Below are 24,230 nucleotides of genomic sequence, written 5' to 3'. Positions count from 1 at the left end.
AGAGCTTCTATGCTCTGACGTTTTTTTATTTCTTTGTTTTCACGCGCGGTAGTATTTTCGAAAGAGGAACCGACCGTTCAATCTTCCAAGTTGATTCATCATCCGGCTCGTAGTTTTCTAAGAAACGGATCACTTCCTTTGTAATAGGTGTCGGTGTAGAAGCGCCAGCAGTAATGGCAACGGTTTTGACGCCTTGCAGCCACTCCAGCTTGAGTTCACTTAGGTCACCAATACGATAAGCCTGCGTTCCGGCAATCTCCATTGACACTTGTGCCAGACGGTTGGAGTTATTACTTTTTGGATCTCCGACAACAATGGTAAGGTCGGCTTGGCCAGCTTGCTGAGATACAGCTTCCTGACGTACTTGTGTCGCAAGACAAATTTCTTGGTGGTACTCGACGTGAGGATATTTCTCTTTTATGAGCTCCATCAGATCGTGGACATCCCACTGAGACATCGTTGTCTGATTGGTGATAAGCAATTTATCTGATGTTAAATCGAGCGCTTCAATGTCCGCTTCTGATTCGACAAGATGCACCTTGTCAGGGGCTACTCCGACAGCTCCCTCTGGCTCAGGATGACCTTTTTTTCCGATATAAATAATGTCATATCCATCGGCTGTTTTCTCTGAAATGAGTTCATGTGTTTTCGTTACATCGGGACAGGTTGCATCAATGGCGACAAGGCCTTTTTCTTCTGCAATTTGACGAACCTCAGGTGAAACGCCGTGAGCAGTGAAAATGACTGTTCCGCTTTCAACCTGCTTTAAAATGTCCAAGCGGTTTGGGCCGTCCAGTGTGTAGATCCCATCTTCTTCGAAGGCATCTGTCACGTGTTTGTTGTGCACAATCATACCTAATATATAAATTGGGCGTGGCAAATTTTTATCAAGTGCGGCATTTTTAGCAATGACCATTGCATCTACAACGCCATAGCAATAGCCACGCGGCGAAATTTTAATTACATTCATTTATTCGTCCTCCTGTAGGGAAGTGCTGCTAGAGAAGAACAATATAAAAAGCCGTGAAAAAACGGCTTTTTATCATTCTCTAGCTTCCATTATAGCCAAAGTAAGCGTATATATCAAAGATTGTTATACGCAGGGGACATTTCGCCATTAAAAGATCACTAGACATATAGTTTTGGAACAGAGCTGCCAGGTCTTTTTTTCGGTTTCACTTCAGGAGCAGGTGATGTGTGAGGAGCTGTTTTTTTGACGAGGATGTCTTCTGGTTCTTCGGTTTCTTCTATTTCATCATCTCCTGATGCAACCTCTTTTTGCACTTCTGTTTCCTCGCCGATTTCTTTAGGTTCTTCATCTGTACTAGTTTCATCATCATCCGCACTGCCAAGCTGGCTATATAGCTTAATCATCGCAGGCAGATTTCTGACTAAAGGACCGTATTGCTGAATCATTGGCGTAAATTGCTGCGCCATACCGAGCACCTTTTGAACATTTCCCAACATGCTTGAGAGGGTTGCAGGATTTGCGAAGCTCTGGATTCCTTGTAAACCCGCACCACCTCCAGAGACTCCTGCTCCCCCTGCGCCAGGAAGAAATTTAGCGAGCATGCCTTTCATTCCTGCTCCGCCGCCTAGTGCACGGCTTTCGCCTCCTGGAATTCCACCTATTCCGCGTACACCGCCTCCCTGTACAGACGGGGAGCGAGGCATCATTTGCTGAAATTGATTGCCTTGCCCTTGAAAAGGCTGTTCGATAGGAGCCTGCTGCCTCCTTTGAAAAATTCCGGGCTGTCCGCCATTTCCAAGATGCCGGCGTGAGGGACGGTGCGGCTGAAAATCGCCCATAGGCCTTTGCCCTAACATACTTGTACCTCCCTTACTGCATTCTCTTTCTCTTCATAGGTTATGCAACGAAGCATCAATTGGTTTCCTTTAAGAAAAGCGGACATGGTTTTTTTGCTGAAAATCAGCTATAATGAGGAGATGAGCAAAAAGGCATTGCCTTAAGGAGTGAAAACATGAACGAAACAAAATTTACGACATATGAATTAAAGTCTTTTATTATAGATGCTATTCATGAACTGGGCTTTTATGAGCCAACTGATATTCAAAAAAGAATCATCCCTGCTGTGTTAAAAGGAGAAAGCGTGATTGGTCAATCACAAACAGGAACAGGAAAAACCCACGCGTACTTATTGCCGCTTATTCATTCAATTGATCCAAGCAAAGAGCACGTACAAGTCGTGATTACTGCACCTACAAGAGAATTAGCTAATCAAATTTTCAAAGAAGCCCAAACGATTTTAAAAAATGCTTCTCCAGAAGAAGAGATTAAAGCGAAGCTTTACATTGGCGGAACGGACAAGCAAAAATCCATTCAAAAGCTAAAAAACCAGCCGCATTTGGTTGTCGGTACACCTGGACGTATTGCTGACCTCATTCATGAGCAGGCGCTGAACGTTTACAAAGCGACATCTCTTGTCATTGATGAAGCGGATTTAATGCTGGATATGGGATTTTTAGAAGATGTGGACCGTATTGGCTCACAAATGCCAGAACAGCTGCAAATGCTTGTGTTCTCAGCAACGATTCCAGAAAAACTAAAGCCATTCCTGAAAAAATATATGGACAATCCAAAATATGCCCATGTTGAACCAAAACGAATTACAGCTGAAAACATTCAGCATATTTTAGTCCCATCTAAACAGCGTGACAAGCTGAAATTGCTTCATGAAATGGTGACGAATGTACAGCCTTATTTAGGCATCATTTTTGCCAATACAAAAACAACCGTTGATGAAATCGCATCATTCCTACAAGAAAAAGGAATGAAGGTTGGGGTGCTGCACGGCGGATTAACACCGCGCGAACGTAAAAAAGTGATGAAGCAAATTGATGATTTAGAGTTCACTTATATAGTGGCATCAGATCTTGCAGCCCGCGGAATCGACATCAAAGGCATCAGCCATGTGATCAACTATGAACTGCCATCTGATCTTGATTTTTATGTTCACCGTGTTGGGAGAACAGCTCGAGCTGGTTCATCTGGAATTGCGATGACGATTTATGAGCTTGCTGATGAGGATGCACTTATTCAGATCGAGAAAATGGGCGTTGTGTTTGAAAACAAAACCATTGTTCATGGCGAATGGCGAGATGCAGATGACCGCTTGAAGCGTCAAAGACGTAAAAAAGCACCTAATGAAATTGAAGAAAAAGCAAAGCGTCTTGTGAGAAAACCGAAAGCCGTCAAACCTGGATATAAAAAGAAAATGACACGTGAGATGGACAAAATCAAAAGACAGGAACGTAGAAAGTCAAAGCGTAATGGAAAGTAGGGGGAAACATTGTTGAAGATTGGTTCACATGTATCCATGAGCGGAAAACATATGCTTCTTGCAGCGAGTCAAGAAGCTGCCTCTTATGGTTCAAATACGTTTATGATTTATACAGGTGCACCTCAAAATACGCGCCGTAAAAAAATTGAAGATCTCAATATTGAAGCTGGACAAGCGCATATGAAAGAGCATGGTATGACAGATATCGTCGTACATGCACCGTATATTATTAATATTGGGAATACCGTCAATCCAGCGACCTTTGAGCTTGGTGTGGACTTCCTTCGCTCTGAGATTGAACGTACAGAAGCGCTAGGTGCGAGGCAGATTGTTCTCCACCCAGGTGCACATGTCGGAGCAGGACCAGAAGCAGGAATCCAAAAAATCATTGAAGGTTTAAACGAAGTCATCGTAAAAGGGCAAAAGGTTCAAATTGCACTTGAAACAATGGCTGGCAAAGGTTCAGAGTGCGGAAGAAGCTTTGAAGAGCTTGCCCAAATTATCGACGGAGTGACACATAACGAAGCACTTTCTGTCTGCTTTGATACGTGTCACACACACGATGCTGGATATCCGATTGTGACTGACTTTGATGGGGTGTTAGAAGAATTTGATCGAATCGTTGGTATTGACCGAATCAAGGTTCTTCATATTAATGACAGTAAAAACGTACAAGGCGCAAGAAAAGACCGACATGAAAATATCGGCTTTGGTGAAATTGGCTTCGATGCACTGAACAATATTGTGCATCATCCGCAGCTTCAAGATGTGCCAAAAATCTTAGAAACGCCTTATGTAGGTGAAGATAAAAAGAACAAAAAACCACCTTACAAATTCGAAATTGCGATGCTAAAAGAAAAGCAATTTGACGGAGGCTTACTAGATAAAATTAAAGATCAGTAAAAAGCATACAACATCAGGAGGTGCCGCTAAATGCGGCCCTTTTTTTCTTAACTTGTAAACTGATTAAACAGATCATTGACAGTCTGAGCTGTCTGTTTAGATGTAATCGCCTCTACTTGCTTAAGAAGCCGGCTACGCTCTGCATCATTAAAAATATTGACGTTTTTCCCATTCATGAGTTTGGCCACCTCAGCAGCTTGGTTTGACGTTAAACTGACACCATACTGTTTCGCATACCTTAACAGATCATTTGCTGTGATCTGATTGAGCCGCTGCAGGACAATTTTTTGAATTAAAATCAATTCCATTCCTCCCCTCTGTAACAATGTATGGGCGAAAACGGAAAATGTGCAAAAAATTTTATTTTACCCTGTGAAATGATAAAATAGTAAAGTGAATAAAATGTTCATTGAAAATTTAACATGTGTAGAAGGGAGAACGTATGGCAAATAGTAAACAGCATAGAAAGGAATCAGTGCCTCATTTTATATTTAGAATTTTCCTAATTCTAGTAGGTGCTACATGCGCAGCAGTCAGCATTGAATTATTTTTAGTGCCAAACAATATTATCGATGGAGGCATCATCGGCATTTCGCTTATTTTGGATTATCTCTTTACAGATAACCCATTCATCAATTTTGCGACGATTGTTGTCATTTTAAATATTCCATTTATGATATCAGGATACAAACATATTGGGAAAACGTTCCTTATTTCCACTGTGATTGGGATTGTCAGCTTAGCCGTCATAGAATCTTCACTCCATCATGTAGAGGCATTTACCAATCAGCCGATCTTAGCTACTGTATTTGGCGGGCTATTACTTGGTTTTGGTGTTGGACTTGTCATCCGTAATGGAGGCTCAATGGATGGAACAGAGATCTTAGGCATTCTGCTAACGAAAAAAATTCCTTTTTCCGTCGGTGAGTTTGTCATGATCGTCAATGTGTTCATTTTTATTTGGGCAGGCTTTGTTTTCGGACCAGAGCAGGCTATGTATTCTGTCATGACATATTATTTGGCAATGAAAACAATTGATGCTGTCATTCAAGGGCTTGATGAAACAAAAGCTGTCATTATCGTATCAGATTATTATGATGAAATTTCAGATGCGATTCTTCATCGACTTGGCAGGGGAACGACAAAGCTGAGAGGGAAAGGCGGTTATACAGATGAAGAAAAAGATGTCATCTACGCCGTTGTCACAAGACTTGAAATTACAAAGCTAAAATCCATTGTATTTGAAATTGATAGTCAAGCATTTATTACAATTATGGATACGCATGAAACAAAAGGCGGTAAGTTCAAAACAGCCATTCATTAGCTTTTATTTTACTTTTTAATCTTTCTTTTATATAATGAAATGTATGTATGGACAGAGAAAATGGCAAAAGCCATTTTCTTTTTGTTGTATAAATCGTAATCATTCTTTTTATATTGATTAAAGGTGGAAAGATTCATGGCAAAGCCAATTATTGAAATGAAGGACATTTCGTACTCGTATGGACAGCGAAATGTCATAGATCACATTCATTTAACAGTAGAGGAAGGGAACTTTCTAGCACTTGTTGGACCGAATGGATCTGGTAAAACAACCTTATTAAAATGCCTGCTTGGGCTCATTAAACCACAGCAAGGCGAATTAAAACTATTTGGCACGCCTGCTTCTAAATTTAGAGACTGGGACCAAATTGGATTTGTTTCTCAAAAGGCGAATAGTTTTAATACAGGTTTCCCTGCTTCTGTTTACGAAGTCGTCGCAAGTGGATTGACGGCGAAAATAGGATTATTTAAACGAATGAGCAAGCAGGACAAATGGCAAGTTGAGGATGCCATTCGCTCAGTTGGGATACAAGATTTGAAGCATCAAAACATTGGGGAACTTTCAGGCGGTCAGCAGCAGCGTGCCTTTATTGCACGTGCGCTCGTCAGTCAGCCGAAACTGCTCATTTTAGATGAACCAACGGTTGGCGTAGACCAGCGGACAGTAGAAAGCTTTTATCAGCTGTTAGAAACATTGAACAAAGAAAAAGGAATGTCTTTAATTCTCGTCACACACGACGTGGGCACTGTTTCTGATAAAGTCACCCATGTGGCTTGCTTAAATCAGACACTTCATTTCCACGGAGATGCAGAAACGTTTGATTCAATGGATGATCAAGCGTTATCCCAATTTTACGGGCATGACATTCAAGTGATTCATCACGATCATCACCATCATGGGGGACATGAATAATGCTATTTCCATTTTTTCATTATGAGTTTTTACAAAATGCGTTTATCGCAGGAATGCTGATCGGCTTTATTGCGCCCTTGCTTGGTGTATTTATCGTCGTGAGAAGGCTCTCGCTGATTGCAGATGCCCTCAGTCACGTATCACTTGCCGGTATTGCAGCTAGTTTATTCCTTGATAAAAAGTTTGGCCTCTTGACAGGGGTGAGCCCGCTGTACTTAGGGATGGCGTTTTCTGTTGCCGGTTCGTTATTTATTGAACGCCTGCGTTCTGTGTATAAGCATTATCAGGAACTGGCGATACCTATTATTTTATCAGGCGGTATTGGGATTTCCGTCATCTTCATTTCACTAGCGAATGGCTTTAATACAGATTTGTTTAGTTATTTGTTCGGAAGTGTCAGTGCGGTGTCGAGATTAGATCTTTGGATTGTTGTTGGGATCTCACTCGTTGTTGTGTTAGTTGTGGTGCTTTTATATAAAGAATTATTTTTACTTTCTTTTGATGAAGAGCATGCAAAGGCTTCTGGTATTTCAGCGAAATGGATTCATTTTATTTTTATCTTAGTTGTCGCACTTGTCATTGCGGCGTCGATGCGTATCGTAGGTACACTGCTTGTCTCTGCGCTCATGACACTTCCTGTTGCGGCAAGTATCCGCATTGCCAAAGGATTCAAACAGGCGATCTTCCTTTCAATCTTGTTCGGTGAATTGTCTGTATTGGCGGGATTGATCTTAAGCTATTATCTAGATTTAGCACCAGGCGGAACCATTGTGATGCTGTCCATTTTGATTTTAATCGGATGTATTTTTATTGGAAAATTCAAAAGGGGGAATCATCATGAACGTACAAGAAGCGCTTGATTTATTAAAGGAAAAAGGCTACAAGTATACAAGCAAACGTGAAGACATGCTTCAACTGTTTTCTGATTCTGATAAATATTTGACTGCTAAAAATGTGCTGACGGCACTAAGTGAAGACTACCCAGGTCTTAGCTTTGATACGATTTATCGTAACCTGTCGCTATATGAAGACTTAGGTATATTAGAAACAACGGAATTGTCAGGGGAGAAGCTTTTTCGTTTTAAATGCTCATTTTCTCATCACCATCATCATTTTATTTGTCTGACATGCGGTAAAACAAAGGAGATCGATGCCTGCCCTATGGACAAGTTAGACGCCGATCTAGAGGATTATCACATTAGCGGACATAAATTCGAAATATACGGAACGTGTCCTTCCTGCGAACCGAAGGAAGTTCATTCATAAAACAGCCAGCCGCAGAGCTGGCTGTTTCTTTTATCTTTTTGAAAACGTTTTACAAAGGACGGCTGTTTCATTAAAATGAGAACAAGGTACTGAAGCAATTTGTGTCTTTTGGGGTAAAGGGAGGGTCAAAAATGGCGTATTATGTCGTGTTTGATGTAGGCGGGACGAGAACAAAACATGGTTTAATGGATCAGGATGGGGAACTTGTCACGAGCGGTGACTATGAAACGAACTGCCGGCAGCTTGAACCGTTTTTAGAAGCGATGGTGGATGTGGTCAAGCAATATCAGAGAACGTCGGATGTCAGCGGAATCGCGATTAGTCTTCCGGGCTTTGTGGACAGTGAAACAGGTTATACAGAATTTGCAGGAGCCATCATCGCCTTAAATGGTCAAAATGTAAAAACACTTTTAGAAGAGAAAACATCGCTTCGTGTGGAAGTGGAAAATGATGCGAACTGTGCAGCTCTTGCAGAAAAATATAGTGGTCATGCGAAAGAGTGTGACAGCTTTATTTGTATGACGCTTGGCACAGGTGTTGGGGGTGGTATTTTCGCTGGCGGTCAGCTTGTGCGCGGGGCTTCCTTTCGCGGCGGTGAATTTGGCATGATGCTGACAGAGACAGAAAATGGACAATTCACAACACTCAACAGCAGTGCTTCAACAGCTGGTTTAATTCGCAGCTATAAAGAAAAGCAAGGAATTCCGCAAAGTACGCAAATAGACGGTCAAGACATATTTGAAAAAGCAAAGCATGATCCGTCCATTGAAAAGCTGGTGGATCAGTGGTACAAGCGAATCGCCATTGGCATTTACAATGTAGCAACTGTCCTTAATCCAGAGAAAATTCTCATTGGCGGGGGCGTTAGTGCCAGACCAGATTTGCTATCAAACATTGAGAAACATTTACATACACTGCATGCGTGGAAGAACATTCAGGTGAAGCTGGAAACGTGCTACTACTTGAATCAGGCAGGCATGAAGGGAGCACTGTACCATTTTCTCATGAAAGAAGGGCAGTTTGTTTCATTAAAAAAGCCGATACATTAGAGTATCGGCTTTTCTGTATTAATAAGCAGTTTCCAAACGCTGCTCGTATTGTTTAATCCATTGAGACGCTTCCTGCCAGTTGTTGACGCGTATAATTCTGTCATCAATAGGCATTTGATTATATGGGGAGTTAAAAAGAATAACCGGGATGTCAGCCTCTTTTGCAATCATGGTGGCATTCCCATGATGATCCTCGAAAAACACATCAATCTTGTGCTTTTGAACTGCTTCGAGCTTATGATGACCGCCAACCAGTTCAATGTCATCATAGTGCACGTGATGTTTGTGAAACCACTCGTAGGTGATATCCGCATGATGCTGCCTTCTTGCTGTAATATAGATCAGCCTATGTTGATGTTTCATTTGATCAAGAATCTCTTTTGCATCCTTAGCAGGCTGTGCCTGTTTATATATAAGAGGCTCGTGCTGATTCATCCAGCCCCAAAACTCTTCTTGAGAAATATTTAAAAGCTTCGTCAAATCATATTCTGTCATATCATCTAGTGTCATGGCACATTGGAACGACTCATTTAAATAGGGAACAAAGGTGTCCTGTGCCGTCACTGTGCCATCTATATCAATTCCTAAACGTAACATGCCCACACTCCTCATTTTTATACTCTTAAAGTGTAACATAATCAATTCACAATTCCAGCAAGTTTTAGCAAACATGAAACAGACATTTTTGCTCATACTAAAAAAGCTCCTTTCTATTAACCAAAAGGGGGAATTGATCATGGAAAGAGACGAAGATTTCAGAAGAGATGATCGTGAAATCGATACACACTTTAGTAATGATGATGGCTATCTAGAGGAAACAGCTGCTGAAATTGCAGAGCCATATCAGGCTTCAAGAGATCGAGTAGACAGACGAGAACGTGACCAAGTAGGTGACGATTCAGGCAGTAAGGGGATAGGCTATACAGCACTCGCGATTGCGATTATCTCGTTATTTGTCTTGCCGGTGCTATTAGGAGTAGCGGCAATCGTCGTTGGTTATATTGCAAGAAGAAAAGGAGCACATGCGCTTGGCGCATGGTCAATTGGGATCGGAATTGTTTCCGTCATCCTTGGCATATTTATCACCCCGTTCTTTTAACAAGAACAGAAAAACGCCTGACAGTGACGTCAGGCGTTTTTTGTTATGCGTTGGCTTTTGCTTTTTCAGCTTCCATTTTTGCATAATGCTCTTCAGCAATTTTATCGATTTCTTTTTTCAGTTCTTCGACCATTGTTTCTTCTGGCACTTTACGAACAATTTCACCTTTACGGAACAATAGGCCTTCGCCTCTAGCGCCGGCAATTCCGATATCAGCTTCACGCGCTTCACCTGGACCATTTACAGCACAGCCAAGAACAGCTACTTTAATCGGTGCTTTAATCGTGGAGATATATTCCTCAACTTCATTTGCAATGCTAATGAGGTCAATTTCGATTCGGCCACAAGTTGGGCAAGAGATCAGTGTTGCTGCATTTGCTGCAAGACCAAATGATTTCAACAGTTCACGTGCTACTTTTACTTCCTCAACTGGATCAGCACTTAATGAGATGCGGAGTGTGTTCCCAATTCCCATATTCAAGATAGCGCCGAGGCCAGCTGCACTTTTGACCGTACCTGCAAATAATGTACCTGATTCCGTAATCCCAAGGTGAAGAGGGTAGTCAAATGCTTTTGCAGCTTTTTCGTACGCCTCAATCGCTAGGTTGACATCAGATGCTTTCATGCTGACGATGATATCATGAAAATCTAGATCTTCTAGAATTTTAATGTGGTGCAGTGCACTTTCGACCATACCATCTGCTGTTGGATAGCCATATTTATCAAGAATTTTTTTCTCTAATGAACCAGCGTTTACCCCAATACGGATTGGAATGCCTTTTTCTTTTGCTGCTTTTACAACCGCTTCGACTTTTTCTCGTCTTCCGATGTTTCCTGGGTTGATTCGAATTTTGTCTGCACCTGCTTCAATCGCTTTCAGTGCAAGCTTGTAGTCAAAATGAATATCGACAACTAGCGGGATGTTGATCTGTTTTTTTATGTCTGCAATCGCATTTGCTGCACGCTCGTCTGGGCATGCGACACGCACGATTTGACAGCCTGCTTCTTCAAGACGCTTAATTTCAGCTACTGTCGCTTCGACATCATGTGTTTTGGTTGTTGCCATACTTTGAATGACAACCTCATTATTTCCACCTATAGTTAAAGGTCCCACTTTGACGGGACGCGTTTTAGTACGATGTGTGACTTCACTCACTTGTCAATCGCTCCTTAGTGTACAAGCAATCATTTGCCATGTACGTCTTGTTTTACAGTTCATATTGTAACAGTCTCTTTGTATGAATGACAAGGAATTAACGTTTTATCTCTTATAGACCGGAAACTTATATGTGCTGCCTGCCCGAATTTCGTTTGCTTTGACGCCTTGATTCAGCTCTTCAAAATCTTCAATGACTTCATCAAGAGGCTTACTTGTATGGACGATAGAGACGACGGTTTCACCTTGTTTCACCGTGACCTTCTTATATGCTTTTTTCTCAGGTGTTTGAAAGGCATTTGCAGGAACAGCTGGACCTTCTTCAACGGGGATGGTGCCATTTTTTAAATCAAAAAAGATAATAAAGAGGACAAACAAACTGATTAGCAAAAAAATAATACGCCGCATTTCACTCACCGCTTTTAAGAGTTTACTTCAGTCTATGCATGTCCCGAAATGATAGAACCAACATGAGGAAAAAAGCTGGAAAGGGAGGTTCTAGTTCGTTCTAGTGAGTCTTGCATTGAATTTACGCTCGGCGGTGCTTTTTCAAGCTTCTATCACGATTATGATAAAATAAAAACAGGGGGGAGAGTTTATGAAGAAAATCAGTCAGCAGATCTATGTGAGAGCGCTAGCAGAAGAAGATGCACAATCACTACTTACACTTGAGCTTGAGAATCGCTCCTATTTTCAGCAATTTACACCTTTGGTCAAAGATGATTTTTTCACGTTACCTCGTCAAATTGAACGAATTCAGCGCAGTGTGAAAAAATGCGCACAGGATGAAGCCTACATGCACGGTATTTTCTTAAATGAAACAGATGCCTTAATTGGGACAATCTCATTAAGTTCTGTTGAAAGAGGTCCGATAGAAGGAGCTTGGCTAGGGTATGTACTTGATGAAAAGCATGGCGGGAAAGGGTATATGACAGAAGCCATTCAGTTAATCATCGATTATGCCTTTGAAGAGCTGCATCTGCATCGTATTGAAGCTGGAGTAAAGCCGAGTAATATAGGTTCCATTCGTGTGCTTGAAAAGTCAGGTTTTGAAAATGAGGGACTTAATCGTAAAAAAGTAAAGATTAATGACGTATGGGAAGATCATTATTTGTTTGCGATCATTCATCCGGATGAATCATAGGGCATGCACATACATAAAAAGCTCCTCCAAGTTGGGGGAGCTTTCGTATACTAAATTAATTTTTGGCAAGTGGTTTATGTTTAGCGGGTATTTCCTTTACGACAAGGTATAAGAAGATAAAGTTAATGACCCAATTTAATAAAAATGAATTCGCAACAGGTGTGTTTAATGCACTCATGATGGCGAAAAAGACGGTTGTTAATGTGAGTGAGTAAGCAGAGAGCTTCCATAGCATTTGGAAGGACAGCTCTTTTTGCTGCATGCGTTTAATAAATGTACCGAGCATCGCAAGGAAAGTTGCGCTAATGAACATGAGAGCCGCAGTTGATAGATATAGCAGCACGCAGATAACTGGGATAATAATCGCTTGATTCTGATTTGTAACGCGGGCAAGTTCGTCTTTTGTCAGCGTCCCACCAAGCAGCTGATACGGGATATCTGTCATTTGCCCATCAATGGCAATCACTGCTTTTTCTTTTAATAATGCGATGGCTGTTTGCTTTGATTCAAGCTCACTTGCTTTTATTTTTTCAGCTGGATCAAAAATGATCGTAATGCCGTTTTCTTCTTTTTCTATCGGTTCACTTTGATCCGCTTGAAGCTTTCCTTTTTCGATTGAGAAATCAGGTAAATCTTTTTTGATCACATGCTGAAATCCTGACATCGCATTCGAGATCTCTTGACTCATGTGGTAACCCTGAGGAACTGCTGCGATAATCGAAAGGATAAAAATGAATAAAATCGCTTTGCCAATCCCTGTAAACCGTGCTTTAGCAATATCTTTTGGTGAATAAATGCCTTTTAACAAAAGTTTAAATACGTTCAATCAATTCACTTCCTACATTCTTTTCTATTTCTCATATTGTATCAATGTCTATCTAACAAGTACAAGTATGGCCTTCATTGCTGGTTAAGATAGAGGGAATGAGGCATAATGTATACAGCAAATAAAAAGGAGGCGGCTGTGACTTGGATGTGTTGTATTGGATTCTCATTATTTGTGCATTTATCATTGCATTTGTTGGACTTGTTTATCCAATTATCCCTAGCGTGGTTTTTATGGTTCTCGGATTTATTCTATATGGTTTCTTTTTCAGCTTCGAGCCGCTGACACTGACGTTTTGGCTCATTCAAGCCGTATTTACTGCAGTATTATTTGCGGCAGATTATGTCTCGAATCTTATTGGGGTCAAGCGTTTTGGCGGCAGCCGTGCAGCTATTTGGGGAAGCACCATCGGGTTATTAGTCGGTCCTTTTGTCATTCCGATTGCAGGAATTATCATTGGTCCATTTATCGGAAGTGTTATTGCAGAGCTCCTTGTTCATCAAAAAGATGTGAAGACAAGTGTGAAAGTAGGATTAGGCTCATTAATCGGATTTATATCAGGTGTATTTGCCAAAGGATTGATCCAAGCGCTGATGCTGGGCATCTTTTTATTTTATGTCCTTCGATAAATAGAAAAAGGGCGTTTAAAACTTTTTCTAAAGGGCTAAATACAAAATAAACACTGAAATGTTTCAGATCATGAGCAATAACGTTGAAACAAGCCAATTCTTTTGATACTCTTTGAGTAGGGTGAATTGCTTGCTTATGAATTAAGGAAGCATTTCAGTACATACATTTCTAAGGAGGAATTTAACCATGGCTTTTAAACTTCCAGAATTACCATATGCTTACGATGCATTAGAACCACATATCGACAAGGAAACAATGACGATTCACCACACAAAACACCACAACACATACGTAACAAACTTAAACAAAGCAATCGAAGGTGTATCAGCTCTTGAAGATCAATCAATCGAAGAGCTAGTGGCTAACCTAAACTCTGTACCTGAAAACGTTCGTACAGCTGTACGTAACAATGGCGGAGGACATGCTAACCACTCATTATTCTGGACGCTTCTTTCACCAAACGGTGGCGGTGCACCAACTGGTGAACTTGCAGATGCAATCGAAAAAGAATTAGGCGGATTTGAAAAATTCAAATCTGATTTCGCTGCAGCAGCTGCAGGACGCTTTGGTTCTGGTTGGGCATGGCTTGTTGTGAACAATGGCAAACTTGAAATCACAAGCACGCCAAACCAAGATTCTCCTTTAACTGAAGGAAAAACACCAATTCTAGGACTAGACGTTTGGGAGCATGCTTACTACCTAAACTACCAAAACCGTCGTCCTGATTACATTTCAGCTTTCTGGAATGTTGTGAACTGGGATGAAGTAGCTCGCCTTTACAGCGAAGCTAAATAAATCATTTGACTTGAAAAGACCTGCTCTTTAGTGAAGCAGGTCTTTTTATATTTTCCCTCCTTTTTTTACATATCTGCCTTTTGATGAGACAGACTATTGTGTAGAAAAGGAGAATGAAATATATGAGCAGATTAAAGAAAATGTTCGGGGACATGGATGTTACAAGAGATTTAATGCTCCTCCTCACGATTGGCGGATTATATGCACTTGCCATTGCGCTTTCAAATACGTTTGTAAACGTGTATTTATGGAAACAGTCTGGGAAATTTACGGATCTTGCGATTTACAATCTGGCTATTGTTGTGCTTCAGCCCATTACATTTTTATTCGCAGGCCGGCTCGCTAAAAAAATAGACCGGGCGTTTGTTCTTCGTTTCGGCGTTATCTTCTTAGCCGCTTTTTACTTAATTGTCTTAATAGCAGGAGAACAAGCGGCCGCGCGGCTTGTTTTATTAGGAAGTGTCCTTGGGATCGGTTATGGTTTTTACTGGCTTGCTTTTAACGTACTTACCTTTGAGATCACCGAGCCTGAAACAAGAGATTTCTTTAATGGGTTTCTCGGTGTGCTGTCATCTACAGCTGGGATGATCGGTCCTCTTATTGCAGGGATTGTCATATCTCAATTAACGGATGATACAGGCTATACGGTGATTTTCACGTTATCGCTTTTTTTGTTCTCACTTGCGGTTGTAATGAGCTTTTTCCTCAAGAGAAGGCAGTCCAAAGGGAAATTTATCATCAAGCAAATATGGAAAGAACGCCATGCCGACGAGAATTGGCGTAAGATTACAACAGCTCACTTTTTTCAAGGGCTTCGTGAAGGGGTCTTTGTCTTCTTAATTAGTGTCTTTGTGTTTATTGCAACAAACAGTGAGCTTGCTCTCGGGACATTTGGTTTAGTGAACTCAGGTGTTGCCTTTTTCGCTTATTTTTTCGCTACACGTTTGATTAAGAAAAAGTGGCGTAAGAAAGCCATCATGCTTGGCGGGCTGATTTTATACGGCGCCTTGTTCTTAATCGTCTTTCACTTGTCCTATGTATCGCTTCTCATGTATGCGGTAGCCATCGCGATAGGATATCCGCTTCTGCTTGTTCCATATGTATCCTTAACATACGATGTCATCGGCCATGCAAGGTATGCAAGGAAGGCCCGAATTGAATATATTGTGGTCAGAGAGCTGTTTTTAAATGCAGGCCGTATTTGTTCCATTGTGTTGTTTCTTCTGTCTGTCACTTTACTTGGTGACGAGCTCGGGATACCTGCATCTCTTGTTGTGCTTGGAGCGGGACATACCCTCATTTATTTCTTTGTTAAAGATATTCATTTGAAAGAAAAAACTGCTGATATGAAAGAGGCAGACGGTCAAAAGCCAGTTTCTCAGAAGAACCTTATTAAGGGAGAAAGGTAAAATTTCTTACCAATGGAACATCAAATTTCTAGATAAATAATAGAAAAACCGCTAAAATGATGATGGCACCTTTTATACACAAAAAGGGGTGCCATTTCTTTCTTGATAGAAAAGGTGATGTGATGAGAAACAAGAAAAACAAAAAAGACGCGAAGGAAGGGCGCAAAACACTTCCACTCCGGCTGAATTTACTATTTTTAGCTGCGTTTATTATTTTTACTGGTGTTGTTGTAAGACTCGGGTTTGTACAAATTGTCAATGGAGAAGATTATAAAAAGCAGGCAGAAAAACAAGAGGATGTGAATGTCAGCTCATCTGCTCCGCGCGGAAAAATTTACGATCGAAACTATAATACGATTGTCAGCAATAAAGCGCTAAATGCCATTACATATACGAGAACCTCGACGACTTCACAAGAAGAGCGGCTCAAAGTGGCTACAAAATTAGCGGATATGATTCATGTGAGTACGAAAAAAATCACAGATCGGGACAAAAAAGATTTCTGGATTTTAACCCACCCGAACGAAGCGAAAAAGCTTGTTCAAAAGGAATCGGAATTAAAGGGTGACGATAAGGTCGCTGATGATAAATTATATGAGCTTCAGCTGAAGCGCATCACGGACAAGGAATTAAATCAACTGACGAAAAAAGACTTACAAGTGCTTGCGATTAAAAGACAAATGGATGCAGGTTATGCACTTACGCCTCAATTCATTAAAAATGATGATGTGAAGCCAAGCGAAATTGCTTACGTCTCTGAGCATTTGGACGAGCTGCCAGGTGTGGATGTCACAACAGACTGGTCACGCAGCTATCCGTATAAAGGACTGCTTCGCAGTATGCTCGGCAGCGTGTCCTCAAGTGATGAAGGACTTCCACAGTCACTTCTTGAACATTATTTATCGCTCGGCTACAGCCGAAATGACCGTGTAGGAAAAAGCTATCTAGAGTATCAATATGAAGATGTCCTGCAAGGACAAAAGGAAAAAGAACAGAGCACAACGGATAAAGAGGGTAATGTGACAAGTTCTAAAGTGCTAACAGAAGGAAAGAGCGGGAAAGACCTTGTGCTCACTATTGATATTCAGCTGCAAAAAGCGGTTGAAAAAATCATTGAAAAGAACTTGAAAAGTGCGAAACAAAGAGGCGGGACAGAGCTTCTTGATCGTGCGTTTGTTGTCATGATGGACCCTAGAAATGGAGAAGTTCTCTCTGTTGCGGGGAAACAGATTTCAAACAAAAACGGAAAATACAAATTTGATGACTACGCACTGGGAACAATGACATCATCCTATGCGATGGGCTCAGCCGTAAAAGGTGCCACTGTACTGACTGGCTATAAAACAGGCGTGATTCATATTGGAAGTACCCAGTACGATGAACCGCTGTACATCGCGCAGTCACCGCCTAAGAAATCCTATCAAAATATGGGACTCATTAATGATTTAACGGCACTTGAGCGTTCATCTAACGTGTATATGTTTAAAACAGCGATTGCCGTTGGAAAAGGGGAGTATCGTAAGAACCAGCCGCTCCCAATCGATCCGAAAGCTTTTGATACATTCCGTTATAATTTCAGTAAATTTGGTCTTGGGGTCAAAACAGGGATTGACCTGCCAAACGAAGCGACAGGCTACCGGGGAACGTCTACACAATCTGGGCTCCTGCTTGACTATGCAATTGGACAGTATGATACGTTTACACCGCTGCAAATGGCGCAATACGTTTCAACGGTTGCCAATGGCGGCTATCGTTTACGTCCGCAGCTTGTGAAAGAAGTGAGAGAGCCAGATCCGCAGCGCGGCATTGGTGCTGTAACAGAATCCGTCAAACCAGACGTATTGAATAAACTAGACATGACAAGTGATCAAATCAAGCGTGTTCAGCAAGGGTTCAAGCTTGTCATGCAGAACCCAAGAGGGACAGCCTACTCGAACTTTGGCAACAAAAAGTATAACCCAGCTGGCAAAACAGGGACCGCTCAATCATTCTATGACGGCCCAATTAAAAGCAAGCGCGGCACACCGACGTATAACACCACTCTTGTTGCGTATGCACCTGCTGATAACCCAGAAGTGGCCATTTCTGTTGTTGTACCATGGGTGTATCAAGACTACAATCAGCGCTATCCAATTACAAATGATATCGGTGAACAAGTATTAGACAAATACTTTGAGCTAAAATCAAAACAGGAAAGCAATGATACACAAGCGAAGAACAAAAATAAAATTGAAAATGAAGCAGAAACAAATGACTAGACTTTCTCTAGGTAAAAACGCTCACTTTTTGTGGGCGTTTTTTTACGTTTTCTTCAAAAACTTCGAGATAAATTGACAAAATACATAAAAAACATCGCAAGATCTCTACAAAACTTCGACATTTACAAAACCTTAACATTCCATTTAAACGAAATTAATAAAGAACCTTTAATGTATTACTCGTAGGACAAATTATTCAGGGGGTATTCTTGAAATGAAAAAGAACAAATTATGGCTGCTTACTTTCCTTACGATCGCATTGTTAGCATTCGTTACAGCATGCGGAAACAGCAGCTCAAGCGGAGATTCAAAAGACAGTAAAGGAAATGCTTCAAACAAAGAAGAGGCATCAGGTTCCATTACCATCTCAGGATCATCTGCGATGCAGCCTTTAGTTCTTGCGGCAGCAGAAAAATTCATGGATAAACATCCAAAAGCCGATATTCAAGTACAAGCCGGCGGTTCAGGAACAGGACTTTCTCAAGTGTCAGAAGGATCTGTACAAATTGGTAACTCAGATGTATTCGCAGAAGAGAAAGACGGAATCGACGCAAAAGCTTTAACAGACCACAAAGTAGCAGTTGTTGGAATGGCTGCAGCTGTAAACCCTGAAGTGGGTGTCAAAGACATCACAAAGGACGAATTGAAAAAAATCTTCACTGGTAAAATCAAAAACTGGAAAGAGCTTGGCGGGAAAGATCAAAAAATCACTCTTGTGAACAGACCTGACTCTTCAGGAACTCGTGCAACATTTGTGAAGTATGCACTTGATGGTGCAACACCTGCAGAAGGAATCACAGAAGATTCTTCAAACACAGTGAAAAAACTGATTGCAGAAACACCAGGTGCGATCGGATACCTAGCATTCTCTTATTTAACAGATGACAAAATTACACCGCTTAGCATTGATGGTGTGAAACCGGAAGAAAGCAATGTAGAAAGCGGTAAATATACAATTTGGGCTTACGAGCATTCTTATACAAAAGGTGAGCCAGATGGTCTAGCAAAACAATTCTTAGATTACCTCATGAGTGATGAAGTGCAAAAAGAAATCGTCAAAGACCAAGGCTACATCTCAGTTTCTAATATGAAAGTAGAAAGAGACGCAACAGGCAAACAAACAGATAAGTAAGAGGTCTTGAATTGCTGATGAAGGAAAAGTGGAGCTTTTCACTTTTCCTTTTATGACATTCATAGGAGTGTAGAAAAAGATGAAGCAGATAGAACATACAGAAGCGAGCGATCGACTGATCAGCTCGAAGAAAAATAGGCAAATGGATGAAGTAAGAGGAAGTATTTTGGTGAGATTTTGCGCATTCTTAATGATTGCTGTCTCGATCGCCATCACCATCTTCCTTGGCATTAAGGGTTTACAATCTTTCATCGTAAATGGTGTAAGCCCAATTGAGTTCTTAACCAGTATCAATTGGAACCCAACAGCAGAAAACCCGCAGTACGGTGCATTTCCTTTTATCTTCGGATCAATCGCCGTCACGCTCCTATCGGCACTCATTGCAGCGCCGCTAGGCATCGCAGGCGCAATCTTTATGACAGAAATTGCACCTGCTTGGGGACGTAAAATCCTCCAGCCAGTCATTGAATTGCTTGTGGGGATTCCATCCGTTGTTTACGGATTCATAGGTCTTACAGTATTGGTGCCGTTTATCGGACATTTCAAGTCAAGCGGCTCAGGGCATAGTGTGCTAGCAGGAACGATTGTCCTGTCTATTATGATCCTGCCAACCGTTACATCCATTGCGACTGATGCAATGGGTTCACTACCAAAAAGTTTACGTGAGGGATCGTATGCACTAGGCGCAACAAGATGGCAAACGATTAGACGTGTGCTTGTCCCGGCAGCTCTGCCAACATTAATGACAGCGGTCGTTCTTGGCATGGCTAGAGCATTTGGAGAAGCTCTTGCTGTACAGATGGTCATTGGAAACACGCGTAATTTACCAGAGAGCATTATGGATACAGCTGGTACATTAACAACCATTATTACGTTAAACATGGGTCACACAACGTATGGAAGTGTTGAGAACAATACACTTTGGTCAATGGGACTTGTCCTTCTAGTTGTATCATTTATGTTCATACTCATTATCAGATACTTGTCGTCTAGGAGGAAGATTTAATGAATAGCAAAATGACTGATCGTTTTGCCACATTTATATTTGGATTATGTGCTGCCATTATTACGGCGATTCTCGTTGGTTTGTTTTCTTATATCATTTTTAACGGTGCAAAAGAATTAAATTTCGACTTTTTGACAACCCGCTCAAGTGCGATTGGCTCTGGCGGCGGCATCAGGGATCAGCTGTTTAACTCGTTTTATATTTTGTTTATTACGATGCTGATTACAGTCCCGCTTGGCGTCGGCGGCGGAGTGTATATGGCAGAGTACGCGCCTCAAAACAAAGTCACAGATTTTATACGTACATGTATTGAAGTGCTGTCTTCACTTCCGTCTATCGTCATTGGTATGTTTGGTTTACTCATGTTTGTGAATTTAACAGGCTGGGGCTATACGATCATTGGAGGAGCTCTTGCGCTCACTGTGTTTAACCTGCCGGTGATGGTCAGGGTGACAGAAGATGCGCTGCGCTCTGTACCGAAGGATCAAAAGGAAGCATCACTTGCGCTTGGTGTAACGAAGTGGCATACAGTCAAAACGGTCCTTATTCCAGGTGCGCTTCCTTCTATAATTACCGGTGCGATTTTAGCATCAGGAAGAGTCTTTGGTGAGGCGGCTGCCCTTCTTTTTACAGCAGGTCTCTCCACACCGCGCCTAGATTTCACAAACTGGAGTCCTTTTTCTGATACGTCACCGCTGAATGTGTTTAGACCGGCAGAAACATTAGCCGTTCATATATGGAACGTCAATACACAAGGAATCATTCCAGATGCAGAAGCCATCGCAAATGGTGCATCAGCTGTACTTGTGCTTTCAGTCTTATTATTCAACTTAGCAGCTAGATGGCTGGGTTCATTTATTCATAAAAAGCTTACGTCAAAATAATGTGAGAGAGGTGTGAAGGGGATATGGTTCAAATGCTAGCAGAAAAAAAAGAGATTGCAGCGAAAAAGGCTCCACTTCAAGCGGAACAGATTTTACAGGTGCAGGATTTAAGCATTTATTATGGTGAAAAAAGAGCAGTCAATCACATTTCATTCGAGATTGAGAAGAATGCAATTACTGCATTAATCGGTCCATCCGGCTGCGGGAAGTCAACCTTTTTACGCAGTATTAACCGCATGAACGACTTAATTCCAGGTGCGAGAAGTGAAGGGGCGATCATGTACGAAGGATTAAATATTTTGGATGACCGTATTAATGTGGTGAATTTAAGAAGAGAAATCGGCATGGTCTTCCAAAAACCAAATCCATTTCCTAAATCGATCTACAATAACATTACCCATGCGTTAAAGTATGCCGGGGAGAAAAGAAAATCTGTGCTTGATGATGCGGTTGAAGAAAGCTTAACAAAGGCGGCGTTATGGGATGAGGTCAAAGATCGTTTGCACCGATCCGCTTTGTCATTGTCAGGTGGTCAGCAGCAGCGTCTTTGTATTGCACGTACACTTGCGATGAAACCTAGTGTCTTGCTATTAGATGAACCGGCTTCTGCCTTAGACCCTATCTCAAATGCGAAAATTGAAGAGCTATTAGGCGAATTGAAAAATGATTATTCAATCGTCATTGTGACACACAACATGCAGCAAGCGCTCCGTGTATCAGATCGTACGGCCTTTTTCTTAAACGGAGATCTAGTAGAATATGATGCCACAGAACGTATCTTTACACGTCCTGCGCAGCAAAAAACAGAAGACTATATCAATGGTCGATTTGGATAAGGCGGGTGGAGTTGATGAATGCAGTAGCAACTGAAACAGCAAAAAAAGAAGTGTTTCGTGTGAATGATATGAATCTTTGGTATGGACAGCATCATGCATTGAAGCATATTGACTTAGCGATTAGAGAGCATGAAGTCACAGCGATTATCGGCCCGTCCGGCTGCGGAAAGTCAACGTTTATTAAAACGTTAAATCTTATGGTCAAAACAGTGCCAGGTGTGAAAATCACCGGGGATATGATGTATAAAGATGACAACATTTTAAAAGGTCGTGTCGATTTAGTCGAGCTGCGTAAAAATGTCGGCATGGTGTTTCAAAAAGGGAATCCATTTCCTCAGTCAATCTTTGATAATGTCGTATACGGACCAAGAATTCATGGAGTAAAGAGCAAGCAGCAATTGAAAGAAATCGCGGAAAAAGCGCTTCGAGATGTTGCCCTATGGGATGAAGTGAAAGATCGATTAAGTGCCCCCGCTCTAGGTCTTTCTGGCGGTCAACAGCAGCGTCTTTGTATCGCAAGAGCCATTGCCACAAGCCCAGACATCTTATTAATGGATGAACCAACATCAGCGCTTGATCCTGTCTCCACATTAAAGATTGAAGAATTGATTATGAAATTGAAAGAGAAATATACAATTGCCATTGTGACGCATAACATGCAGCAAGCGGCTCGGGTATCAGACCGAACGGCATTCTTCTTAATGGGAGAGCTTGTTGAAGTCAATGATACAAATGTGATGTTTTCTGAGCCAAACGATCAAAGAACGAATGATTATATATCTGGTCGATTTGGATAAGAAAAACCCCCTGAAGGTCAGTGCCGCCAGGGGGTTTTTCTTGTTATTTTGTTAAGGATTTGACAATCTGTTTGAACGTCATTCCTGTTTTTAAATTGAATTTGCCTGCACGAATTTCTTTATGGTAGCCAGCGTCAATTACGTAATCATTAAAGTCTTTAGACGAGTTGATGATGCCGTCTTTTTCAAGCATGTCTGAAACATCACTTGTACTCATACCGTTTTTAATCACGAATTTGATCGATTTGCCTTTAGGCTTGTCCTCTTTTTGTTGATCACTATTAGAATCGCCGTCTTCATTTGCCTTTAGCGCTTTTTCCTTATAGCCAAGAAGCTGCTGGTACGTTTCACGGCTGACAGTGACTTCTTTTTTGGAGTCTAAATAGTTTTTCACGTCAGTGTCTGTTACTTTCTGTGCGAGGGTTTCTTTTGTTGTTGTATCAGCTGCTGCCTCGTCTTTCCCAGTGAGGAAAAAGACAATCGCAAGAACCCCAGTTGCAAGAATCATACCTGCTGCAAACGTTTGGATGCTTTTTTTCGTCATACAAGCACCCTCTCGTTGTCTTTAATGATCATGTTGACATCTTCTACAGATACATGCTCAGCGCGCGCAATGGCCTCAGGAGACATGCCATTTTGATGCTTTGAAATGATCTGTCTTGCGATGGATGGATCAATTTCAGAATGCTGGCGGACAACGATGTTTGTTTCAAGTAATTCTTCTTCAAGCACTTTCATTTTCTTTTTCAGTTTATAGATTTCTTGCATTGCAGATAGTTGAAGTGTTTCAAGTTCCTGCTCGACTTCTTTAATCGGCTCTCTTTGAAAATATGAGAATGCGATCAGTACAATACTGACAACAAGCAATCCGATAATTGCAATTTCCATGTTTCATCACCTTTTATTCATATTTTAATGCTGAAAGCCATAAAAGGCTTTCAAGATTGTTTCAGACAGTTTTCGACCCTTCTTTTTTATACCATAAAAAAGCTAGTTTCAAAAGGAATTGCTGAAGAAAATCACCTTTTTTTCATCTTTTTTCTTTTTATATGTAAAACGGGTATGAAAACCTTGCCTCGCTGTCAAAATAAATGAAAGTGGCGGGGAGAAGAGGGGTCTCATGTATACAGTACGACAAAGGATCAGGTTTTATAGGGGAGCAGACGATTTTTCATGACATAAGCATGTGATATGTAAGTGAATGCATTCAAATTGAAATTGGTGAAAAAACATTCTAGCATTCCTAAGCTAGAAGTGGTATTATAGTTAGGTCTGAATGTGAATTGATTTTAGTTTGGAGGGAAAAATATGCGCGTAAATATTACTCTAGCTTGCACTGAATGCGGTGAGCGTAACTATATTACTAAAAAGAATAAGCGAAACAATCCAGATCGCGTTGAATTCAAAAAGTATTGCTCACGTGATAAAAAACAAACTGTACATCGTGAAACAAAGTAAGCAGCAGGGAATTTTCCTGCTGTTTTTTTATGATGGGAGATGAT

General features: G+C 41.2%; 28 protein-coding genes. 19 read left to right on the top strand and 9 right to left on the bottom strand.

Features of this window, described 5'->3' with window-relative positions; translation table 11 throughout:
• Positions 1-25: 25 nt before the first annotated feature.
• Both MHH68_RS11475 and vrrA read right to left on the bottom strand, forming a co-directional pair.
• On the bottom strand, positions 26-970 hold the full coding sequence (locus MHH68_RS11475; protein WP_058014656.1) for a 4-hydroxy-3-methylbut-2-enyl diphosphate reductase: 945 nt from the start codon (positions 968-970) through the stop codon (positions 26-28).
• A gap of 158 nt (positions 971-1,128) precedes the next feature.
• Entirely contained in the window at positions 1,129-1,827 is a 699-nt protein-coding gene (vrrA, locus tag MHH68_RS11470; protein ID WP_058014657.1) for a VrrA/YqfQ family protein, read from the bottom strand.
• 155 nt (positions 1,828-1,982) lie between these two features.
• On the opposite strand from vrrA, the gene MHH68_RS11465 reads away from it, so the two are divergent.
• Positions 1,983-3,302: a DEAD/DEAH box helicase gene (locus MHH68_RS11465; protein WP_058014658.1), complete on the top strand. Its 1,320-nt coding sequence runs from the start codon at positions 1,983-1,985 to the stop codon at positions 3,300-3,302.
• Positions 3,303-3,311: 9 nt separating this feature from the next.
• A complete protein-coding gene (locus MHH68_RS11460) occupies positions 3,312-4,205 on the top strand; it encodes a deoxyribonuclease IV (protein WP_339163135.1) in 894 nt (297 codons plus the stop codon).
• A gap of 47 nt (positions 4,206-4,252) precedes the next feature.
• Here the strand turns inward: MHH68_RS11460 and MHH68_RS11455 are convergent, their stop codons facing one another.
• Positions 4,253-4,507 carry a DUF2624 domain-containing protein gene (locus MHH68_RS11455; RefSeq protein ID WP_044139399.1) on the bottom strand — a complete coding sequence of 85 codons (255 nt, stop codon included), beginning with the start codon at positions 4,505-4,507 and terminating at the stop codon, positions 4,253-4,255.
• 140 nt (positions 4,508-4,647) lie between these two features.
• Here MHH68_RS11455 and MHH68_RS11450 point away from each other — a divergent pair, with 140 nt between their 5' ends.
• The 5 genes from MHH68_RS11450 to MHH68_RS11430 all read left to right on the top strand — a co-directional run bounded on the left by MHH68_RS11450 (position 4,648) and on the right by MHH68_RS11430 (position 8,756).
• Positions 4,648-5,529: a YitT family protein gene (locus MHH68_RS11450; protein ID WP_058014660.1), complete on the top strand. Its 882-nt coding sequence runs from the start codon at positions 4,648-4,650 to the stop codon at positions 5,527-5,529.
• A 135-nt stretch (positions 5,530-5,664) separates the two neighbouring features.
• A complete protein-coding gene (locus MHH68_RS11445; protein WP_061408593.1) occupies positions 5,665-6,441 on the top strand; it encodes a metal ABC transporter ATP-binding protein in 777 nt (258 codons plus the stop codon).
• Entirely contained in the window at positions 6,441-7,301 is an 861-nt protein-coding gene (locus MHH68_RS11440) for a metal ABC transporter permease (protein ID WP_003217436.1), read from the top strand. Before MHH68_RS11445 ends, MHH68_RS11440 begins: the two co-directional genes overlap by 1 nt.
• Positions 7,279-7,707 (top strand): Fur family transcriptional regulator, encoded by a 429-nt coding sequence (locus tag MHH68_RS11435; RefSeq protein ID WP_003217433.1) that lies wholly within the window; start codon positions 7,279-7,281, stop codon positions 7,705-7,707. Before MHH68_RS11440 ends, MHH68_RS11435 begins: the two co-directional genes overlap by 23 nt.
• Positions 7,708-7,838: 131 nt before the next feature.
• A complete protein-coding gene (locus MHH68_RS11430; RefSeq protein ID WP_339163131.1) occupies positions 7,839-8,756 on the top strand; it encodes an ROK family protein in 918 nt (305 codons plus the stop codon).
• 18 nt (positions 8,757-8,774) lie between these two features.
• Here the strand turns inward: MHH68_RS11430 and MHH68_RS11425 are convergent, their stop codons facing one another.
• On the bottom strand, positions 8,775-9,353 hold the full coding sequence (locus tag MHH68_RS11425) for a hypothetical protein (protein ID WP_169056977.1): 579 nt from the start codon (positions 9,351-9,353) through the stop codon (positions 8,775-8,777).
• A 139-nt stretch (positions 9,354-9,492) separates the two neighbouring features.
• On the opposite strand from MHH68_RS11425, the gene MHH68_RS11420 reads away from it, so the two are divergent.
• Positions 9,493-9,855, top strand: coding sequence for a cell division protein CrgA (locus MHH68_RS11420; RefSeq protein ID WP_058014664.1), 363 nt, complete (start codon positions 9,493-9,495; stop codon positions 9,853-9,855).
• Positions 9,856-9,898: 43 nt separating this feature from the next.
• On the opposite strand, the gene ispG is transcribed toward MHH68_RS11420, so the two are convergent.
• Positions 9,899-11,011 carry a flavodoxin-dependent (E)-4-hydroxy-3-methylbut-2-enyl-diphosphate synthase gene (ispG, locus tag MHH68_RS11415; protein ID WP_003217392.1) on the bottom strand — a complete coding sequence of 371 codons (1,113 nt, stop codon included), beginning with the start codon at positions 11,009-11,011 and terminating at the stop codon, positions 9,899-9,901.
• Between the two features lie 105 nt (positions 11,012-11,116).
• Complete coding sequence (locus MHH68_RS11410; protein WP_034661318.1) at positions 11,117-11,419, bottom strand: hypothetical protein; 303 nt, start codon at positions 11,417-11,419, stop codon at positions 11,117-11,119.
• A 190-nt stretch (positions 11,420-11,609) separates the two neighbouring features.
• Here MHH68_RS11410 and MHH68_RS11405 point away from each other — a divergent pair, with 190 nt between their 5' ends.
• Positions 11,610-12,155 (top strand): GNAT family protein, encoded by a 546-nt coding sequence (locus MHH68_RS11405; RefSeq protein WP_268496873.1) that lies wholly within the window; start codon positions 11,610-11,612, stop codon positions 12,153-12,155.
• A gap of 55 nt (positions 12,156-12,210) precedes the next feature.
• On the opposite strand, the gene MHH68_RS11400 is transcribed toward MHH68_RS11405, so the two are convergent.
• On the bottom strand, positions 12,211-12,981 hold the full coding sequence (locus MHH68_RS11400; RefSeq protein ID WP_061408581.1) for a DUF1189 domain-containing protein: 771 nt from the start codon (positions 12,979-12,981) through the stop codon (positions 12,211-12,213).
• 143 nt (positions 12,982-13,124) lie between these two features.
• Between MHH68_RS11400 and MHH68_RS11395 the strand changes: the two genes are divergently transcribed.
• The 9 genes from MHH68_RS11395 to pstB (MHH68_RS11355) all read left to right on the top strand — a co-directional run bounded on the left by MHH68_RS11395 (position 13,125) and on the right by pstB (MHH68_RS11355) (position 22,728).
• The gene (locus MHH68_RS11395) at positions 13,125-13,610 is read left to right on the top strand and encodes a DUF456 domain-containing protein (RefSeq protein WP_003217408.1); all 486 of its coding nucleotides are present in this window, start codon (positions 13,125-13,127) and stop codon (positions 13,608-13,610) included.
• A gap of 187 nt (positions 13,611-13,797) precedes the next feature.
• Positions 13,798-14,406 (top strand): superoxide dismutase SodA, encoded by a 609-nt coding sequence (gene sodA / locus MHH68_RS11390; RefSeq protein WP_003217313.1) that lies wholly within the window; start codon positions 13,798-13,800, stop codon positions 14,404-14,406.
• 122 nt (positions 14,407-14,528) lie between these two features.
• Positions 14,529-15,815 carry an MFS transporter gene (locus MHH68_RS11385; RefSeq protein ID WP_339163125.1) on the top strand — a complete coding sequence of 429 codons (1,287 nt, stop codon included), beginning with the start codon at positions 14,529-14,531 and terminating at the stop codon, positions 15,813-15,815.
• A gap of 122 nt (positions 15,816-15,937) precedes the next feature.
• Positions 15,938-18,073 carry a penicillin-binding protein 2 gene (locus MHH68_RS11380; RefSeq protein WP_058014953.1) on the top strand — a complete coding sequence of 712 codons (2,136 nt, stop codon included), beginning with the start codon at positions 15,938-15,940 and terminating at the stop codon, positions 18,071-18,073.
• Positions 18,074-18,287: 214 nt separating this feature from the next.
• On the top strand, positions 18,288-19,205 hold the full coding sequence (locus tag MHH68_RS11375; protein WP_058014668.1) for a phosphate ABC transporter substrate-binding protein: 918 nt from the start codon (positions 18,288-18,290) through the stop codon (positions 19,203-19,205).
• Between the two features lie 79 nt (positions 19,206-19,284).
• Complete coding sequence (gene pstC / locus MHH68_RS11370) at positions 19,285-20,211, top strand: phosphate ABC transporter permease subunit PstC (protein ID WP_003217329.1); 927 nt, start codon at positions 19,285-19,287, stop codon at positions 20,209-20,211.
• Positions 20,211-21,095 carry a phosphate ABC transporter permease PstA gene (gene pstA / locus MHH68_RS11365; protein ID WP_003217489.1) on the top strand — a complete coding sequence of 295 codons (885 nt, stop codon included), beginning with the start codon at positions 20,211-20,213 and terminating at the stop codon, positions 21,093-21,095. The genes pstC and pstA overlap by 1 nt, the downstream gene beginning before the upstream one ends.
• A gap of 32 nt (positions 21,096-21,127) precedes the next feature.
• Positions 21,128-21,931: a phosphate ABC transporter ATP-binding protein PstB gene (gene pstB / locus MHH68_RS11360; protein WP_170938397.1), complete on the top strand. Its 804-nt coding sequence runs from the start codon at positions 21,128-21,130 to the stop codon at positions 21,929-21,931.
• A 14-nt stretch (positions 21,932-21,945) separates the two neighbouring features.
• Positions 21,946-22,728, top strand: a complete 783-nt coding sequence (pstB, locus tag MHH68_RS11355) for a phosphate ABC transporter ATP-binding protein PstB (RefSeq protein ID WP_034661307.1) — start codon at positions 21,946-21,948, stop codon at positions 22,726-22,728.
• A 43-nt stretch (positions 22,729-22,771) separates the two neighbouring features.
• Here pstB (MHH68_RS11355) and MHH68_RS11350 read toward each other — a convergent pair whose 3' ends face one another.
• Both MHH68_RS11350 and MHH68_RS11345 read right to left on the bottom strand, forming a co-directional pair.
• Positions 22,772-23,272 carry an endolytic transglycosylase MltG gene (locus MHH68_RS11350; protein ID WP_339163120.1) on the bottom strand — a complete coding sequence of 167 codons (501 nt, stop codon included), beginning with the start codon at positions 23,270-23,272 and terminating at the stop codon, positions 22,772-22,774.
• Positions 23,269-23,616 carry a hypothetical protein gene (locus tag MHH68_RS11345; protein ID WP_058014670.1) on the bottom strand — a complete coding sequence of 116 codons (348 nt, stop codon included), beginning with the start codon at positions 23,614-23,616 and terminating at the stop codon, positions 23,269-23,271. Before MHH68_RS11345 ends, MHH68_RS11350 begins: the two co-directional genes overlap by 4 nt.
• 420 nt (positions 23,617-24,036) lie before the next feature.
• On the opposite strand from MHH68_RS11345, the gene rpmG reads away from it, so the two are divergent.
• Positions 24,037-24,186 (top strand): 50S ribosomal protein L33, encoded by a 150-nt coding sequence (rpmG, locus tag MHH68_RS11340; RefSeq protein ID WP_012010579.1) that lies wholly within the window; start codon positions 24,037-24,039, stop codon positions 24,184-24,186.
• Positions 24,187-24,230 lie beyond the last annotated feature (44 nt).

This window comes from Bacillus sp. FSL K6-2841, from assembly GCF_037976435.1.
In the GTDB taxonomy this organism is placed as follows: Bacteria; Bacillota; Bacilli; order Bacillales; family Bacillaceae; genus Bacillus; species Bacillus pumilus.
Note: the sequence above shows the minus strand (reverse complement) of the source record. Positions and strands in the feature narration are given on the sequence as shown.

Bases quoted from the DNA above. Each gene is read 5' to 3' on its own strand.
- MHH68_RS11385 (WP_339163125.1), top strand. From the start codon at position 14,529: ATGAGCAGATTAAAGAAAATGTTCGGGGACATGGATGTTACAAGAGAT.
- MHH68_RS11350 (WP_339163120.1), bottom strand. From the start codon at position 23,272: ATGACGAAAAAAAGCATCCAAACGTTTGCAGCAGGTATGATTCTTGCA.
- MHH68_RS11345 (WP_058014670.1), bottom strand. From the start codon at position 23,616: ATGGAAATTGCAATTATCGGATTGCTTGTTGTCAGTATTGTACTGATC.
- MHH68_RS11380 (WP_058014953.1), top strand. From the start codon at position 15,938: ATGAGAAACAAGAAAAACAAAAAAGACGCGAAGGAAGGGCGCAAAACA.
- MHH68_RS11375 (WP_058014668.1), top strand. From the start codon at position 18,288: ATGAAAAAGAACAAATTATGGCTGCTTACTTTCCTTACGATCGCATTG.
- MHH68_RS11435 (WP_003217433.1), top strand. From the start codon at position 7,279: ATGAACGTACAAGAAGCGCTTGATTTATTAAAGGAAAAAGGCTACAAG.
- MHH68_RS11475 (WP_058014656.1), bottom strand. From the start codon at position 970: ATGAATGTAATTAAAATTTCGCCGCGTGGCTATTGCTATGGCGTTGTA.
- MHH68_RS11445 (WP_061408593.1), top strand. From the start codon at position 5,665: ATGGCAAAGCCAATTATTGAAATGAAGGACATTTCGTACTCGTATGGA.
- MHH68_RS11405 (WP_268496873.1), top strand. From the start codon at position 11,610: ATGAAGAAAATCAGTCAGCAGATCTATGTGAGAGCGCTAGCAGAAGAA.
- pstC (WP_003217329.1), top strand. From the start codon at position 19,285: ATGAAGCAGATAGAACATACAGAAGCGAGCGATCGACTGATCAGCTCG.
- sodA (WP_003217313.1), top strand. From the start codon at position 13,798: ATGGCTTTTAAACTTCCAGAATTACCATATGCTTACGATGCATTAGAA.
- MHH68_RS11420 (WP_058014664.1), top strand. From the start codon at position 9,493: ATGGAAAGAGACGAAGATTTCAGAAGAGATGATCGTGAAATCGATACA.
- pstB (WP_034661307.1), top strand. From the start codon at position 21,946: ATGAATGCAGTAGCAACTGAAACAGCAAAAAAAGAAGTGTTTCGTGTG.
- MHH68_RS11440 (WP_003217436.1), top strand. From the start codon at position 6,441: ATGCTATTTCCATTTTTTCATTATGAGTTTTTACAAAATGCGTTTATC.
- rpmG (WP_012010579.1), top strand. From the start codon at position 24,037: ATGCGCGTAAATATTACTCTAGCTTGCACTGAATGCGGTGAGCGTAAC.
- MHH68_RS11425 (WP_169056977.1), bottom strand. From the start codon at position 9,353: ATGTTACGTTTAGGAATTGATATAGATGGCACAGTGACGGCACAGGAC.
- pstA (WP_003217489.1), top strand. From the start codon at position 20,211: ATGAATAGCAAAATGACTGATCGTTTTGCCACATTTATATTTGGATTA.
- pstB (WP_170938397.1), top strand. From the start codon at position 21,128: ATGCTAGCAGAAAAAAAAGAGATTGCAGCGAAAAAGGCTCCACTTCAA.
- vrrA (WP_058014657.1), bottom strand. From the start codon at position 1,827: ATGTTAGGGCAAAGGCCTATGGGCGATTTTCAGCCGCACCGTCCCTCA.
- MHH68_RS11465 (WP_058014658.1), top strand. From the start codon at position 1,983: ATGAACGAAACAAAATTTACGACATATGAATTAAAGTCTTTTATTATA.
- MHH68_RS11410 (WP_034661318.1), bottom strand. From the start codon at position 11,419: ATGCGGCGTATTATTTTTTTGCTAATCAGTTTGTTTGTCCTCTTTATT.
- MHH68_RS11450 (WP_058014660.1), top strand. From the start codon at position 4,648: ATGGCAAATAGTAAACAGCATAGAAAGGAATCAGTGCCTCATTTTATA.
- MHH68_RS11430 (WP_339163131.1), top strand. From the start codon at position 7,839: ATGGCGTATTATGTCGTGTTTGATGTAGGCGGGACGAGAACAAAACAT.